The organism is Parasphingorhabdus sp. SCSIO 66989 (genome assembly GCF_032852305.1).
Lineage (GTDB): Bacteria > Pseudomonadota > Alphaproteobacteria > Sphingomonadales > Sphingomonadaceae > Alterisphingorhabdus > Alterisphingorhabdus coralli.
Genome location: NZ_CP136594.1, coordinates 1,718,393 through 1,732,912 on the forward strand (window position 1 = coordinate 1,718,393; position 14,520 = coordinate 1,732,912).

The window sequence follows — 14,520 nt, forward strand, 5'->3', positions numbered from 1 at the left end:
GTAGTATTGTGATTTAAGACTTTTCTATCGCCTTGCTACCGCAAGGGCGTAAGCAGCGACCACGCAGAGCATCCAAATGACCTGGAAAACAACTAGGAACTCAACGGCAATTATATAGAGCGGGAAACACCCTTCATTGTAGGTATCGGATGAAGAGCAACCGTTCTTTATGTAGCTCAAAAGAAGCAGTATGGAGGGAAGGAAAGCCAGAAGTGAGAGAGTTACACCAACCACCCACGGGTTCTTTATTCGTGGCACAAACTTAAAATACAATAGCAACATCAGTGCCATGCCGGTAAGAAATGCTATCTGCGCCATACAAGCTGCAACCTACCTAACTAAAGCGTCCCCTCAATCGCCCGTGCCGCCGCTGCCGGGTCGTCGGCGCGGCTGATCGGGCGGCCTATCACCAGCACCGATGCGCCGTCATCGCGGGCTTGTCGCGGGGTTACGGCGCGTTTCTGGTCGCCCATTTCGCTGCCTGCCGGGCGCAGGCCGGGGACGACGAAAAAGCCGCGTTTCCATTGCTGGTGCACCGCTTTTACTTCCTGGCCGGAGCAGACAATGCCATCGACCCCGGCGCGTTCGGCGAGTTCGGCAAGTCGCATCACCTGATCATGCGCCTGCCCCTGATAGCCGATCTGGCCAAGATCATTATCGTCGAGACTGGTGAGCACCGTGACCGCGACAACCTTGGTATTGGCGCCCGCAGCGGCCTTGGCATCTTCCAGCATAGCGCGACCGCCCGAGGCATGGACGGTGACAATCGCGGGTTCGAGCACATGGATCGCCTGCATCGCCGAGGCGACGGTGTTGGGAATATCGTGCAGTTTCAGGTCGAGAAAAATCGGCAGGCCGATATGCGCCAGCTCATGCACGCCATGATGGCCATGGGCGCAGAAGAATTCGAGGCCCAGCTTGATCCCGCCAATATGCCCCTTGACCGCATTGGCCAGCGCTACCGCGCGGTCCAGCTCGGGGACATCCATGGCGAGATAAATCGGGTTGCTCATAAATATCGACTTTAGCTGGAAGGATCGGATTGCAGAGGGGAGGCGGGTTCGGCATCGCTGCTGGCTGGCGTGCTGACTACCGATTGCTGCGAGGTCAGACGGCTTTCCAGCGAGGCAATACGGCGCTTGTTACGCCATACCGAACCGCGATAGAGCAACCACATCGGCAGAAAGCCGAGAATGAACGAGCCGATAATCAGCATCGGCAATTTGGTATCGAGCAGCGTGTCACTCCAAATGGTGATCGACACATCATTCCAGTTATTGATCGAGAAAACGGCCAGCAATAGCACCAGCAATACCCAGAATAACGTCTTGATAAATTGCATGTTGTTTCGTCCTTTATGACCCTTGTGAGCGGTCATGCACCACAATACCCCGTGCCGCAACAATTGGCGAGTCCATGCTGGGCACTATTGTAGGGGCTTTGCATAATTATCTCGTCGGCCCCGCGAAGGCGGGGCCAGGGCTTATTTCACACTAAGCCACAAAGTCACGAAGCCGCTATGCCAAGCAGAATCCACGTTTTGTGTCTTCGTGTCTTTGTGTGAAACTTAAGAAAAGCCTTAGCCCCGCCTGCGCGGGGCTGACGAAAGTGGATTCACCCAAAAACCCGCGCAAAAATCGTGTCGACATACTTGAAATGATATTCGAGCGTGAATTTCTCGCGCAGATCGTCTTCGCTGATTTTTGCCGTGACATCCTCATCCCCCAGCAGCAGATCGAGCAACGAGAGCTGGCCATCGCTCTCCCATACCTGCATCGCATTGCGCTGGACGATGCGATAGGCGTCCTCACGGCTGATTCCCGCTTGCGTCAATGCCAACAGGACTCGCTGCGAGTGGACCAGCCCGCCCATGCGGTCGAGATTCTTCTGCATCCGTTCGGGATAGATAAGCAGCTTGTCGACTACGCCGGTCAGGCGGCGCAGGGCGAAGTCCAGCGTGATGGTTGCATCGGGGCCGATAAAGCGTTCAACCGAGCTGTGCGAGATATCGCGCTCATGCCATAGCGCGACATTCTCCATTGCGGGCAGGGCATGGCTGCGCACCATGCGGGCGAGGCCGGTGAGATTCTCGGTCAGCACCGGATTGCGCTTGTGCGGCATCGCGCTGGAGCCTTTCTGGCCGGGGGAGAAATATTCCTCGGCTTCCAAGACCTCGGTGCGCTGTAAATGGCGGATTTCGGTAGCCAGCCGCTCGATGGACGAGGCAATCACCGCGAGAGTGGCGAAATATTGCGCATGGCGGTCGCGCGGGATGACCTGTGTCGAAACCGGCTCCAGCTCGAGCCCCATTTTCTCGGCGACATGCGCTTCGACTTTCGGGTCGATATTAGCAAAGGTTCCGACCGCGCCGCTGATCGCACAGGTGGCAATCTCCTTGCGCGCGGCCACCAGCCGCTCCCGACCGCGATCAAATTCGGCATAGGCTTGCGCGAGTTTCAGGCCGAAGGTGGTCGGTTCGGCATGAATGCCATGGCTGCGACCGATTGTGGCGGTATAGCGATGCTCCTCGGCGCGGCGTTTCAGCGCGGCGAGCAGCGCGTCCATATCGGCAAGCAAGATATCACTGGCGCGGGCCAGCTGCACCGAAAGACAGGTGTCGAGCACGTCCGAACTGGTCATGCCCTGATGCATAAACCGCGCTTCATCGCCGACATTTTCCGCAACATTGGTGAGGAAGGCGATGACGTCATGCTTGACCTCGGCCTCAATCGCATCGATCCGCGCGACATCAAAGGCACCGCGCTCCCATATCGCCTTGGCCGCCTCTTTCGGCACCACACCTAGCTCTGCCAGCGCATCGGTGGCATGTGCCTCAATCTCGAACCAGATGCGGAATTTCGCTTCCGGCTCCCAGATGGCGGTCATATCGGGATGGGCATAGCGTGGAACCATGGCGGGTGACTTTCTGGCTTGATGATGAGATTCGGGCAGTTGGCCGCTGGCTAGCAGCATGGCGTATCCATCGCAATTGAAGCTTCAGATAAGTCCCTCGGCTTTCATGCTGAAATGCCCGTCGCGGCCAATGATGATATGGTCATGCACCGAGATATTCAGCCGCCGTCCGGCCTCGGATATATCGCGGGTAATGGCAATATCCTGACGACTGGGTGATGGATTGCCGCTGGGGTGGTTATGCACCATGATTAGCGATACCGCGCCGAGCTCCAACGCGCGCTGGATCACTTGCCGGGTGTAGATCGCAGCCTCATCCACCGAGCCATCGCTCATTTTTTCATCGCTGATCACCATATTGCGGCTGTTAAGATAGAGTATCCGCACCCGCTCTACGGTAAGATGCGCCATATCGGCGCGAAGATAGTCGAGAAGTGCCTGCCAGCTACCTATGACCGGCAGATTGACAACCGGTTCGCGCAACAGGCGCAATGCCGAAACTTGCGCGATTTTGAGTGCCGCAACGCTTGTTTCACCAAGGCCGGGAACCTGCATCAAAGTGCGGCTGTCGGCGGTCAGAACCGCGGCCAATGTACCGAAACGGGCGATAAGCGCTTTGGCCAGCGGTTTGGTGTCGCGCCGGGGGATTGCCAACGCCAGCAGATATTCGATCACCTCATGATCGAGCAGCGCGGTATCATCCTGATCGAGCAGCCTTTGTCGCAACCGGGCGCGATGGCCTGCGCCATCTGTGGCTTTATCTTGCTTGTCATCAGGAAAAAGCGGTGTGGAAGCTGTCGCCTTGTCCGTCATGATCGCTCCCTCCACCGATGCTGTACCGTAACTATAGCCGATATTCGGCCCCGGTTCATTGTCGATTGCACATGATTGGCTTTTTGCGCAATAGGGTGAGCATGACAGCGAGCGAACAGGAAGCGGATATGCCATCGTCCCGTGCCGCGTCGCTTGTGCCCGAATCATTATGGGTTCGGCTGTTATTGGCGGGCATTTTTATAGTGTTTGCGGGCGGCTTTCTGGCCTGGACGCAGCGGGTAGAGCTGGCCGACAGCTATGCCGCCGATTATCTCGCGACACAGGGCATAGAAGCGCATTATGACGTCGTCGATGTCGGTGTCCGGCGGCAACATCTGCGTAATGTCATCATAGGATCACCCAAAGCACCTGATCTGGTGATCGAAGAGGTGATCGCGACAACCCGCCCCGGTTTCGGGACGCTGGTGCTTGAAGATGTCCGCGTCAGAGGTATGCGGCTGTTTGGGCGTTATGATGATAGCAATACGGACAGGCCATTAAGCTTCGGCGCGCTGGACAAGCTGATTTTCACCGATAGCGATGCGCCATTTGAGCTGCCTGATTTTACCGTGGATGTCGATGATGCCCGCATTCGCATGGATACGCCCTATGGTGATGTCGGTGTGGCGCTGAGTGGCTATGGCCATCTGAAAGACGGCTTTGAGGGCGAATTGGCAGCGACGGCGGAAGCTCTCGACTTCGGCAGTTGCACTATCGACCAACCGAGCCTGTTCGGAACCATCCGGGTTGCATCGCTCGAACCGATTTTCTCCGGGCCCTTGCGGGGCACAAATCTGAATTGTCCGGATGCTGCCGCCAAACTGGAATCCTTTGCCTTTACCGCCGATGCCCGCGCCAATCGCACGCTGGAAGAGCTGCATCTCGGTCTGAGCGGTGCCGCAGAGTCGCCGGTCTATGCCGGGCTGGATCAGGGGCAGATCGTCGCGGAAACACTGCTGGTCGATATGGAAGCGGGCATAGATGCGAAAGTGCTTGATATGCAGGGTGAGGTGTCGCTCGCAGACATGCGCTCGCCCTGGCTTGATGGCGAAGAGGTTGCGTTCAGTGTGAATAGCGAGCCTCTGGCTTTCGCCGATATGGCGCAAAGCGGTGCAATACTGGAAAGGCTGGAGGCCAGCGCCGCACTCAATGCCAAGGGGTTAACCGTTGATGACGCCTGGAATAGTGTCGCGACGGAGGCGGTGGCAGAGACGCCGCTGGAGCCTTTATGGCGCCATATCGCGCCATTGCTCAATGCGCATATGAGCAATGCCGGTTTCGCGCTTAGTGGTTCTGTCGCCGATGGTGTGCTTGCACTCGATCCCTCGGTGATCAAACGCGACAATGGCGCAGCACTAGCGCGCTTTTCCGGCGCTGATATTGCTCTCAACGGCACCGGAGCGGCTGACGATATCCCATTCAGCGCGCGCATTGTTGACCGCAGCCTGCCGCAACTCTCAGCCGATATTCTCTGGGGCGGAGGTCTGGCTAATGGCGGTTTGAAACAGATTGACCTCTCCTTGCGGCGCTATGCCGCCAATGGTGCCGCACTGGCGATTGAGGATTTACGCATACGCCAGCAGGGCAGGGCGGATTATGCGCTGGCGGGCACCATTGGGCTGACCGGACCTTTGCCCGATGGCCGTGTTGATAATCTGGTGCTGCCGCTCAATGGCCAGTTGCGCGATGGTAGCAGCTATTATGCACGCGGCGGTTGTCAGAAAGTCGCGTTTAACAGCCTGAAAATGGCGACGACCAGCATCGCCAGGAACGGTCTGTCTTTATGCCCGGTAGATGGCAAGCCGCTGCTTGCCTTTGATGATCAGGGTGTTCGTTTCAACGCCAATAGTGGCGCGGTATCGCTGAAGGGCGATCTGTCGGGCACGTCATGGGCGGTCGCTTCAGAGCAGCTGATATTGCGTTACCCCGGCATGACCGAATTGCGCGACATAACCGCGCAAATCGGGGAGGCAGAGAGTGCAACGCGCATTGCCGCGCAGTCGCTCACGCTGGACAGCAATGGCGGCGAACTGGGCGGGGAATTTTCCGAGGCGGTTGCGACCATCGGCGAAATCCCGTTGCTTATTGATGAAGGGCAGGGGCAATGGTCCTGGGGTGATGAAGGGCTGTTGCTCGCTTCGGATCATATCCGCGTCAGCGATCGTGAACCGGAATATCGCTTCAACCCGCTTTTTGGCCGCGATGTCACACTGAAGCTGGTCGATGGACGCGTTACGGCTGACGGTTATCTGCACGAGAGGGAAACCGAAACCCGGGTCAGCACTGTCAATATTGTCCATGATCTGGAAAGCGCAACGGGCAATGCTGTTCTGAAAGTCGATGCGCTGCGCTTTGGTCCTGAATTCCAGCCGGAACTGATTACGCCACTCACCTTGGGACTGGTCGCGAATGTTAATGGCCAAGTCGACGGCGCGGGAGAGATTCGCTGGAATCCTGACGGGATAGAAAGCGATGGCCGTTTCTATACCGAATATGCCGATCTCGCCGCCGCTTTCGGTCCGGTTAAGGGCATAGCCGGCGAGATTGTCTTTTCCGATCTGCTCGCCATTGAAACACCGCCGGGGCAGGTGGTGCGGCTGGGTGAGGTCAATCCCGGTGTCGCCGCTTATGACGGCGTGATCCGCTACCAGCTCCTGCCGAATCAACGGATTGCACTGGAAGGTGGGGAATGGCCCTTTGCCAATGGCCGCCTGATCATGGAGCCCGCAGTCTTTGATATGGCGGGCGAAGAGGACCGCAGGCTGGGCTTTGAGGTCATCGGCATGGATGCGGCGCTTTTTCTGGCGCAATATGATTTTGAGAATATCACCGCCACCGGAGTTTTTGATGGCAAGCTACCGATTATCTTCAATCAGGATGGTGGCCGGATTGAGGGTGGTCATTTGACCGTGCGCGAAGGTGGCGGCACCGTCGCCTATGTCGGCCAGCTTACCTATGAGGATATGGGCACGGTTGCCAATTTCGCGTTTAACAGCCTGCGCTCGCTCAAATACCAGTCGTTGGAAATCGATATGAACGGCCCGCTGGATGGCGAGATGGTGACACAGATCAACTTCGCCGGCCTCAGCCAGGGCGATGAAGCCTCGCGCAATTTTATCACCAAGCAAATCGCCAAACTGCCGATCCAGTTCAATGTCACCGTGCGCGCGCCATTTTTTCAGCTGATCACATCGGCACGGTCATTTTACGACACGCAATATTTGCCTGATATCCGATCGGTCACTATTCCGTCGCAAGAACCAGAAGCGGCAGGAGCCAATACAGGTGACTGAAAACCGAATTTACAATGCTATTCAGCCATCTGAAAGCGAGCATATGCCATGAAACATGATAATAAGATGGCTGGACAATATGTTAGCGCGTCCTGGCTTATCGCCCTGTTTGCCGTGTTGCCGGTGAGTGGCTGCATCAGTCTGGAAGCGCCGAATGAGCCGATTGTCATCGAATTGAATATTAATATCAGTCAGGAAGTGGTGTATCGTCTGGATAATGATGCCAAAGCCCTGATTGACGAGAATGAGGATATTTTCTGATGGTTGATCTGAGTACCAAAGTTTCAGCCGCCCTGGTCCCCGTTGCCGCCGTGGCGCTGTTTTTCTCGCCTGCGGTCGTATCAGCGCAGAGCATGACCTATAAATCTGCGAAAGCCTCCGGTGTTATCGGCGAAAAGCCCGATGGCTATCTCGCTGTGGTCAATGGCGGCAATGCTGAGGCTCGTCGCGTGGTCGACAGCGTCAATATCAAGCGCAAGGCAAAATATACCGAACTGGCATCGCAAAAAGGTGTGACGGTGCAGGAAGTGGCACTGTCCACCGGCTGCAACCTGATCACCAAATTGCAGCCGGGCCAAAAATATATGACTCCATCGGGCCAGTGGAAAACCCGCGATGGTTCTCCGCCCGAGCGCGATGCTCGCTGTCCGTAAACCTTAATTTCCCCCCTCCACCTTTAGGGGAGTGGCAGTGAGACTTAGTGAACCGAAGGTGAGCTTAGTCGCAGCGGGGCGGGGGATATCCACTTGCGCTGCGCTAGTTGAACGCCCCCACCCCAACCCCTCCCCTGAAGGGGAGGGGCTTTGTTTCTGATATATTTTCCCACTTTCCGTTTACGGAAATGTGTGCATTGCCGCTATGGCCATTGACTTGCGCCAAACGGCTCACTAAACGGGCCGCGCCTAGGCGGGTTGCCTCGTTCTTCGGCGCTTTACCGGGTGGTTTTGACAATCTGGACAAGCGATGGCGGACGAACGACCTCAAAAGAAACCTGATACGCAAAACAACCGGCTGGATTCGCTTGATGACAGGCTCGACCGGCTCGAAGCGGAGCGTAGCAACAGGAACGGCAAAAAGTCTGTCGAAGCCGATCCCAATTATCGGATGGGCACGCGGGTTTTGGCCGATCTGATTGCAGGGGTTGCCGGGGGTCTTTTATTTGGCTGGCTGTTCGACAGCTGGCTGGGGACTTCGCCTTGGTTGATGCTGGTGTTCCTGTTCCTCGGGATCATCGTGGCATTCAGGAATATAATGCGGCTGACCGGCACCAGTTCGGGCGGCCCGCAAGACGAAGAATAGGGTAAAAGCGTGGCCGGCGAATCATCAGGTAAAATCGACCCGATGCACCAGTTCCAGATTGAAAGTTTTTTCGATCTGTTCAGCATTGGTGGTCAGCAGATTGCCTTTACCAATAGCGCGCTGTGGATGATCCTCACCGTTGTCGCCCTTTGGGTGTTTATGCAGGGCGGTATGAAACGCGAGCTGGTCCCCGGTCGCTGGCAGGTGATGGTTGAGGGCTTTACCGGCTTTATCGACAATATGATGCTCGCCAATATCGGCGAAGAGGGCAAGAAATATACGCCCTATGTCTTCTCGCTGTTCATGTTCATTCTGTTCGCTAATATCCTCGGCCTGATGCCGATCGGACTGGTGGGCGGCCATCCTTTCACCGTGACCAGCCACCTGACCGTGACCGGCATTCTCGCCATTGTCAGCTTCTCGATCGTCCTGATCGTGGGCTTCTGGCGTCATGGCTTCCACTTTTTCTCGCTGTTCGTTCCGCATGGCACGCCGCTGCCGATGATTCCGTTCATCTTCCTGGTTGAGCTGCTGTCCTTCCTGGTGCGCCCGTTCAGCCTCGGCCTGCGTCTCTTCGTCGCCATGACCGCAGGACACATCCTGCTCAAGGTTCTGGCGGGCTTCGTCATTAACTCGACCAAGGCCGGTGTCGGCTATGGCCTGATGGTCGGCATCCCAAGCCTCACGCTGATGGTCGGCATCAGCGCGCTGGAGATATTGGTGGCCGTGGTTCAGGCCTATGTTTTCGCTCTGTTGACCTCGCTCTACATCAACGATGCGGTCAACCTTCACTGATTTAACCCTTTCATTCACAACCGTTTTCAACACGATTTTTTCCAAGGAGTAATATAATGGACGCAGAAGCAGCAAAGCTGGTCGGTGCAGGTCTGGCAGCTATCGGTGCCGGCATGGCCGCTATCGGTGTGGGTAATGTTTTCGGCTCGTTTCTGGAAAGCGCGCTGCGCAATCCTGCCGCTGCGGATGGCCAGCAGGGCCGTCTGTTCATCGGTTTCGCCGCTGCCGAGCTTCTCGGCCTGCTGGCTTTCGTTGTCGCGATGATCCTGATCTTCGTCGCCTAAACGAACATGCTATACCCCTCCGGCGCCTTGGTGCCGGAGGACTTTCTTTCCGGTTATCTGACTGACGGACACCCGAAATGCCACAAATAGACCAGCTTATGACAACCTATGGATCCCAGTTCTTCTGGCTGGTGATCACCTTTGGCATTGTCTATCTGGTGATTGGTCGTGGCATGCTGCCCAAAATTCAGGGCACGGTGGAAATGCGCGAAAAGCGTATCTCTGACGATGTCGAGGCCGCGCGTCTGGCGCATAAAAAGGCGGATGAGCTGGAAGAGGAATATAAGACAAAACAGGCGGATGCGCGTTCCGAAGCGCAGGCCGTGATCGCGGCGGCCAAGGACAAGGCCGCCAAGAACGCCGAAAAGCGGCTGCGTGACGCTGACAAGCGGGTCGCCAGCAAGCTGGAAGAAGCCGAAAAAGACATAGAAGAGCAGCGCGTTGCCGCCATGGCCGAGCTGCAGGATGTTGCGGCGGAAGCCACCCAGTCGATTTTCGCCAAGCTGACCGGCTCCAAGGTCACCAAGGCCGAAGCCCGCAGCGCGGTGAAGGGAGCGATGACCGATGCTTGATCTGTTGCTGATTGCTGCCGAAGGCGCGCATGGCGAGGAATATGTCGAGCTCTCCGTATTCGGCATTACCGCGACCGCCTGGGTTTCCATCGCCATGGCGATCCTGATCGGGATCATATTGTGGCGCAAAGTGCCGGCGATGATCGCGTCGTCGCTCGACAAGCAGATTGAGGACATCAAGCGGCACCTCGACGAAGCCAAGTCGCTGCGTGAAGAAGCCGAGGCACTGCGCTCGGAATATGAATCGAAGATCGCGAGCGCGGTCACCGAAGCTGAAGATATGAAAGAGCGCGCGGAGCAGGAATCCGAGCTTATCATCGCCGAAGCCAAGGAAAATGCCACCGCCTTGATTGCACGCCGCAAAAATCTGGCCGAGCAGAAGATCGCCGCCGCCGAACGCGCGGCGATCACGGAAATCCGTGAGAAGGTAACCACGGTTTCGGCACAGGCCTCGCAGGCACTGGTGCAGAAAAAGCATGATGCCGAAGCGGATGCTGCTCTGGTGGATTCGACAATCGCGACACTGCGCAAGGCGATTCACTAGGTGATCCTCCCCGGAACGGGGAGGGGACCCATCCAACGGATGGGGGAGGGGCACCTTCGGCTCTGTCCCTAGTTCAAAGCTTCCAAGACCTTTCTTATATCCTTATTGCACCTTGGGTGCACTTGATCCTTATTGGCTATGCGGCCTGTGCCCCTCCACCATGCTGCGCATGGTCCCCCTCCCCGTTCCGGAGAGGATTTATAGGACCAACTTTAAAATCCCCATAAAAACGCCCATAACATGGGCATGACCAGCAGCGGCGATAGTCCTTCCGATCACAGCCTTCCCGATGCGCCCGACCGGTTCCGCGAGGAAAAGGCGACCTATGCGGTGCGCGGTGCGGAGACACCTGATCTGGATCGCGGCGTTGAAGCCATTCGCGCGACGCTGAAAACGCTCAAGGCGGAACCCGGTGTCTATCGCATGCTCGATGCCCGCGGCGATGTGCTCTATGTTGGCAAGGCAAGGGCGCTGCGCAATCGGGTAACCAACTATACTCAGGTGACTCGCCTGCCGCGTCGATTACAGCGCATGGTGGCGCAGACCCGCAGCATGACCATCGTCACCACCAATAGCGAGGCCGAAGCGCTGTTGATGGAGGCGCAGTTTATCAAGCGCTATCGCCCGCCCTATAATGTGCTGCTGCGCGACGATAAGAGCTTTCCCTATATCCTGTTGCGCGAGGATCATGATTTTCCGCGCATGTATAAATATCGCGGTGCGCGCAAATATAAGGGCGAATATTTCGGCCCCTTTGCCAGCGCCGGATCAGTGACCGCAACGCTCAATGCGTTGCAGAAGATGTTCCTGCTGCGCTCCTGCAGCGACAGCTTTTACGCCAATCGCTCGCGGCCCTGTCTGCTCTATCAAATCAAGCGCTGTTCCGCCCCCTGTGTCGATCGGATCAGCAAGGAGGATTATGCCGGGCTGGTCGATGATGCGCGTAACTTCCTGCATGGCAAATCCACCGATGTGCAGCAGCGACTTGCCGCATCGATGGAAGAGGCCGCCGAGCAGCTCGATTTCGAGACCGCCGCACGTTACCGCGACCGTCTGCGCGCGCTGACCTTTATTCAGGGTAGCCAAGCGGTGCAGGCCAAGGGCGTCGCCGATGCCGATGTCTTCGCTATGGCGCAACAGGGCGGCACCGTCTGCATACAAGCGTTCTTTATCCGCGCTAGCCAGAATTGGGGGCACCGCAGTTTCTTCCCGGCGCATGTCTCGGGCGTAGAGCCGGAAGAGATTTTGGCCAGCTTTCTGGCGCAATTCTATCAGGAAGTACCGCCGCCCAAGCTGGTGCTGCTCGACCGCGAGCCACAAGAGGCGGAATTGCTCGCCGAGGCGCTGCAGGTGCGGATGAACACCAAGCTCGATATGGCAGTGCCGCAGCGTGGCGAGCGCCGCAAGCTGGTGCAACAGGCCGAACGCAACGCCAAGGAAGCACTGCTGCGCCGCGTCGCCGAGTCGAGCAGTCAGGCGAAGAACCTCGATGCTCTGGGCGAATTTGCCGCGCTCGACAGCCGCCCCGAGCGTATCGAAGTCTACGACAACAGCCATATTCAGGGCAGCCATGCGCTTGGCGCAATGATTGTTGCCGGGCCTGAGGGCTTCCGCAAAAACGCTTATCGCAAATTCAATATCAAGGATGAGGAAACCGTCCCCGGTGATGATTTTGCGATGATGCGCGAGATGATCCGGCGTCGCTTTGCCCGGGCGCAACAGGAAGACCCTGACCGGACATCGGGTGACTGGCCCGATCTGTTGCTAATCGATGGCGGCAAGGGGCAGGTGTCTTCGGTGCAGGAGGTTTTGGAAGAGCTGGGCATTGATGATGTGCCGTTTTTCGGCGTCGCCAAAGGGCCGGACCGCAATGCCGGTCGCGAGGTTTTCTACTTCCCCGATGGCAGCGACAAGACGCTGCCGGTGAATGACCCGCTGATGTTCTTCATCCAACGCCTGCGTGATGAGTCGCACCGTTTTGCTATCGGTGCACACCGCAAGAAGCGAGCTGCGGCGATTGGTGTCAGTCCGCTGGACGAGGTGCCGGGTATCGGCCCGGTGCGCAAAAAGGCGCTGCTGATGCACTTCGGCACCGCCAAGGCAGTGCGCAACGCCTCCCGCGAAGACCTCGCCCGCGCGCCCGGTGTCTCACAAGCCATGGCCGATGCGGTCTATGATTATTTTCACGGCTAGGCACAATGGCGACGCTCGACTTCGACCGCGCGATATTGTGCATCAACCGCCGTCATGGCGAGTATGGTGCGGTGGTGCGGGTTTTGACGCCCGATAACGGCCTGCTCGCAGGCTATGTGCAGGGTGCCAAGTCACGCGAGCGGCGGCCTTTGCTGCAGCCGGGCAATGTGGTTTCAGGGCAGATACGGGGGAGGGTGGCGACCCAGCTTCCGGCGATGACGCTTGAACTGGTGCACTCCCGCGCGCCGCATTATGCCGAGCCGCTCAGCGCTGCCGGGATCGAATGGGCCTGTCTGGCGGTGGGCACGCTGTTGCCCGAAGGACAGAGCTATCCCGCCATCTATAACGGCTTTGATGCGCTGCTGAACGCCATTACCGGGGCACCATCGGCGCGGGGTTGGGCCGAGGCGCTGATCCGCTTTGAGCTGCTGCTGCTGTCCGAATTGGGGTTCGGGCTTGATCTGGAAACATGCGCTGTCACCGGCGGTCATGAGAATCTCACCTATGTCAGCCCGCGCACCGGGCGGGCTGTCAGTGATGAAGGCGCTGTTGGCTATCGCAAGCAATTGCTAACCTTGCCGCCTTTTCTCATCAGCGCCATCTCAGCCGATAGACAGGGCTTACGCGATGGTCTGGCGCTGACCGGCCATTTTCTCGAACGGTATTTTTTTGCCGATGCGCGAAAAACTCCTATGCAAAGCCGCGAACGTCTGGTGGAACGTCTTGAAGCGGCGTTCGCCTAAACAGATACAGGACAGAATATGCATATAGCGGTGCTTGCCGGGGACGGCATCGGTCAGGAAATCATGGTGGAGGCGGTGCGGGTGCTGGAGGCGCTCGATCTGCCGGGTCTCAGGCTCGATCATGCCGATGTTGGTGGCGTGGCCTATCGTAAGCATGGCCATCCTTTGCCACCGGAGACGCTGGACCTCGCCAAGACCGCCGATGCGGTGCTGTTCGGTGCGGTCGGCGACCCCGAACTGGACGGCCTTCGCCGCGAGTTGCGCGTCGAAAGCGCGATTCTGGGTCTGCGCAAGGAACTACAGCTTTTCGCCAATTTGCGGCCTGCCAATGCTTTTGCCGGGCTGGAAAATCTCTCCGGCCTGAAACCCGAAATCGCTAGCGCCATTGATCTGCTGATCGTGCGCGAGCTGACCGGTGATGTCTATTTCGGCGAGAAAGGCCAGCGTCAGACGGAGGATGGCCTGCGTCAGGGTTATGACGTGATGGCCTATGACGAGAGCGAGATCGCCCGCATTGCCCATGTTGCCTTCAAGGCTGCACAGGGGCGCAAGGGCAAGCTTTGCTCGGTCGACAAGGCCAATGTGCTGCAGACATCGGTGCTGTGGCGCGCTGTGGTCGAAGAGGTCGCGGCGGAGTATCCCGATGTCGAGCTCAGCCATATGTATGTCGACAATGCGGCGATGCAGCTGGTGCGGAATCCGGGGCAGTTTGATGTGATTGTCACCGGCAATCTCTTCGGTGATATCCTCTCCGATCAGGCGAGCATGTGCGTCGGCTCAATCGGCCTGCTGGCCTCCGCATCGCTGGGTGAGGGAACGAAAGGCCAGTATGAACCCATCCATGGCAGCGCCCCCGATATTGCCGGGCAGGGCATTGCCAACCCCATGGCGATGATCCTGTCGGCGGCGATGATGCTGCGCCACAGCTTTGCTGACGAGACCAATGCACAGCGGATCGAGAAAGCGGTATCGACCGTGCTTGCAGACGGGGTTTTGGGCCATGATCTTGGCGGCTCGGCCTCGACAAGCGCTATCGGCGATGCGGTCGTAGCGGCAGTGCAGAAGTAGGAA

General features: G+C 57.8%; 15 protein-coding genes. 11 read left to right on the plus strand and 4 right to left on the minus strand.

Annotated elements, in window-relative coordinates; genetic code table 11:
- Window positions 1-338: 338 nt before the first annotated feature.
- The 4 genes from pyrF to radC all read right to left on the minus strand — a co-directional run bounded on the left by pyrF (window position 339) and on the right by radC (window position 3,726).
- Window positions 339-1,013 carry an orotidine-5'-phosphate decarboxylase gene (gene pyrF / locus RB602_RS08165; RefSeq protein ID WP_317080070.1) on the minus strand — a complete coding sequence of 225 codons (675 nt, stop codon included), beginning with the start codon at window positions 1,011-1,013 and terminating at the stop codon, window positions 339-341.
- Window positions 1,014-1,024: 11 nt separating this feature from the next.
- Entirely contained in the window at window positions 1,025-1,342 is a 318-nt protein-coding gene (locus RB602_RS08170; RefSeq protein WP_317080071.1) for a LapA family protein, read from the minus strand.
- A 272-nt stretch (window positions 1,343-1,614) separates the two neighbouring features.
- A complete protein-coding gene (gene purB, locus RB602_RS08175) occupies window positions 1,615-2,913 on the minus strand; it encodes an adenylosuccinate lyase (RefSeq protein WP_317084461.1) in 1,299 nt (432 codons plus the stop codon).
- 84 nt (window positions 2,914-2,997) lie between these two features.
- Entirely contained in the window at window positions 2,998-3,726 is a 729-nt protein-coding gene (radC, locus tag RB602_RS08180) for a RadC family protein (protein WP_317080072.1), read from the minus strand.
- 128 nt (window positions 3,727-3,854) lie between these two features.
- Between radC and RB602_RS08185 the strand changes: the two genes are divergently transcribed.
- From RB602_RS08185 to leuB, 11 genes are all read left to right on the plus strand, one after another.
- The gene (locus tag RB602_RS08185; protein WP_317080073.1) at window positions 3,855-7,019 is read left to right on the plus strand and encodes an intermembrane phospholipid transport YdbH family protein; all 3,165 of its coding nucleotides are present in this window, start codon (window positions 3,855-3,857) and stop codon (window positions 7,017-7,019) included.
- Between the two features lie 48 nt (window positions 7,020-7,067).
- Window positions 7,068-7,280 carry a YnbE family lipoprotein gene (locus RB602_RS08190; RefSeq protein WP_317080074.1) on the plus strand — a complete coding sequence of 71 codons (213 nt, stop codon included), beginning with the start codon at window positions 7,068-7,070 and terminating at the stop codon, window positions 7,278-7,280.
- Window positions 7,280-7,672: a YdbL family probable chaperone protein gene (locus RB602_RS08195; RefSeq protein WP_317080075.1), complete on the plus strand. Its 393-nt coding sequence runs from the start codon at window positions 7,280-7,282 to the stop codon at window positions 7,670-7,672. The genes RB602_RS08190 and RB602_RS08195 overlap by 1 nt, the downstream gene beginning before the upstream one ends.
- A 310-nt stretch (window positions 7,673-7,982) precedes the next feature.
- Window positions 7,983-8,318: an AtpZ/AtpI family protein gene (locus tag RB602_RS08200; RefSeq protein ID WP_317080076.1), complete on the plus strand. Its 336-nt coding sequence runs from the start codon at window positions 7,983-7,985 to the stop codon at window positions 8,316-8,318.
- Window positions 8,319-8,360: 42 nt separating this feature from the next.
- Window positions 8,361-9,113, plus strand: coding sequence for a F0F1 ATP synthase subunit A (locus RB602_RS08205; RefSeq protein ID WP_406568414.1), 753 nt, complete (start codon window positions 8,361-8,363; stop codon window positions 9,111-9,113).
- A gap of 56 nt (window positions 9,114-9,169) precedes the next feature.
- Window positions 9,170-9,397, plus strand: coding sequence for a F0F1 ATP synthase subunit C (locus RB602_RS08210; RefSeq protein ID WP_023839593.1), 228 nt, complete (start codon window positions 9,170-9,172; stop codon window positions 9,395-9,397).
- A 98-nt stretch (window positions 9,398-9,495) separates the two neighbouring features.
- Entirely contained in the window at window positions 9,496-9,969 is a 474-nt protein-coding gene (locus RB602_RS08215; protein ID WP_317080078.1) for a F0F1 ATP synthase subunit B family protein, read from the plus strand.
- Window positions 9,962-10,513 carry a F0F1 ATP synthase subunit B family protein gene (locus RB602_RS08220; RefSeq protein WP_317080079.1) on the plus strand — a complete coding sequence of 184 codons (552 nt, stop codon included), beginning with the start codon at window positions 9,962-9,964 and terminating at the stop codon, window positions 10,511-10,513. The genes RB602_RS08215 and RB602_RS08220 overlap by 8 nt, the downstream gene beginning before the upstream one ends.
- Before the next feature lie 246 nt (window positions 10,514-10,759).
- Window positions 10,760-12,706 carry an excinuclease ABC subunit UvrC gene (gene uvrC, locus RB602_RS08225; protein ID WP_317080080.1) on the plus strand — a complete coding sequence of 649 codons (1,947 nt, stop codon included), beginning with the start codon at window positions 10,760-10,762 and terminating at the stop codon, window positions 12,704-12,706.
- A gap of 5 nt (window positions 12,707-12,711) precedes the next feature.
- Entirely contained in the window at window positions 12,712-13,449 is a 738-nt protein-coding gene (gene recO / locus RB602_RS08230) for a DNA repair protein RecO (RefSeq protein ID WP_317080081.1), read from the plus strand.
- 18 nt (window positions 13,450-13,467) lie between these two features.
- Window positions 13,468-14,517: a 3-isopropylmalate dehydrogenase gene (leuB, locus tag RB602_RS08235; protein ID WP_317080082.1), complete on the plus strand. Its 1,050-nt coding sequence runs from the start codon at window positions 13,468-13,470 to the stop codon at window positions 14,515-14,517.
- Window positions 14,518-14,520 lie beyond the last annotated feature (3 nt).

What these genes read in the sequence shown, in the direction of transcription:
- pyrF (WP_317080070.1), bottom strand. Translation starts at nt 1,013, where the DNA reads ATGAGCAACCCGATTTATCTCGCCATGGATGTCCCCGAGCTGGACCGC.
- RB602_RS08170 (WP_317080071.1), bottom strand. Translation starts at nt 1,342, where the DNA reads ATGCAATTTATCAAGACGTTATTCTGGGTATTGCTGGTGCTATTGCTG.
- purB (WP_317084461.1), bottom strand. Translation starts at nt 2,913, where the DNA reads ATGGTTCCACGCTATGCCCATCCCGATATGACCGCCATCTGGGAGCCG.
- radC (WP_317080072.1), bottom strand. Translation starts at nt 3,726, where the DNA reads ATGACGGACAAGGCGACAGCTTCCACACCGCTTTTTCCTGATGACAAG.
- RB602_RS08185 (WP_317080073.1), top strand. Translation starts at nt 3,855, where the DNA reads ATGCCATCGTCCCGTGCCGCGTCGCTTGTGCCCGAATCATTATGGGTT.
- RB602_RS08190 (WP_317080074.1), top strand. Translation starts at nt 7,068, where the DNA reads ATGAAACATGATAATAAGATGGCTGGACAATATGTTAGCGCGTCCTGG.
- RB602_RS08195 (WP_317080075.1), top strand. Translation starts at nt 7,280, where the DNA reads ATGGTTGATCTGAGTACCAAAGTTTCAGCCGCCCTGGTCCCCGTTGCC.
- RB602_RS08200 (WP_317080076.1), top strand. Translation starts at nt 7,983, where the DNA reads ATGGCGGACGAACGACCTCAAAAGAAACCTGATACGCAAAACAACCGG.
- RB602_RS08205 (WP_406568414.1), top strand. Translation starts at nt 8,361, where the DNA reads ATGCACCAGTTCCAGATTGAAAGTTTTTTCGATCTGTTCAGCATTGGT.
- RB602_RS08210 (WP_023839593.1), top strand. Translation starts at nt 9,170, where the DNA reads ATGGACGCAGAAGCAGCAAAGCTGGTCGGTGCAGGTCTGGCAGCTATC.
- RB602_RS08215 (WP_317080078.1), top strand. Translation starts at nt 9,496, where the DNA reads ATGACAACCTATGGATCCCAGTTCTTCTGGCTGGTGATCACCTTTGGC.
- RB602_RS08220 (WP_317080079.1), top strand. Translation starts at nt 9,962, where the DNA reads ATGCTTGATCTGTTGCTGATTGCTGCCGAAGGCGCGCATGGCGAGGAA.
- uvrC (WP_317080080.1), top strand. Translation starts at nt 10,760, where the DNA reads ATGACCAGCAGCGGCGATAGTCCTTCCGATCACAGCCTTCCCGATGCG.
- recO (WP_317080081.1), top strand. Translation starts at nt 12,712, where the DNA reads ATGGCGACGCTCGACTTCGACCGCGCGATATTGTGCATCAACCGCCGT.
- leuB (WP_317080082.1), top strand. Translation starts at nt 13,468, where the DNA reads ATGCATATAGCGGTGCTTGCCGGGGACGGCATCGGTCAGGAAATCATG.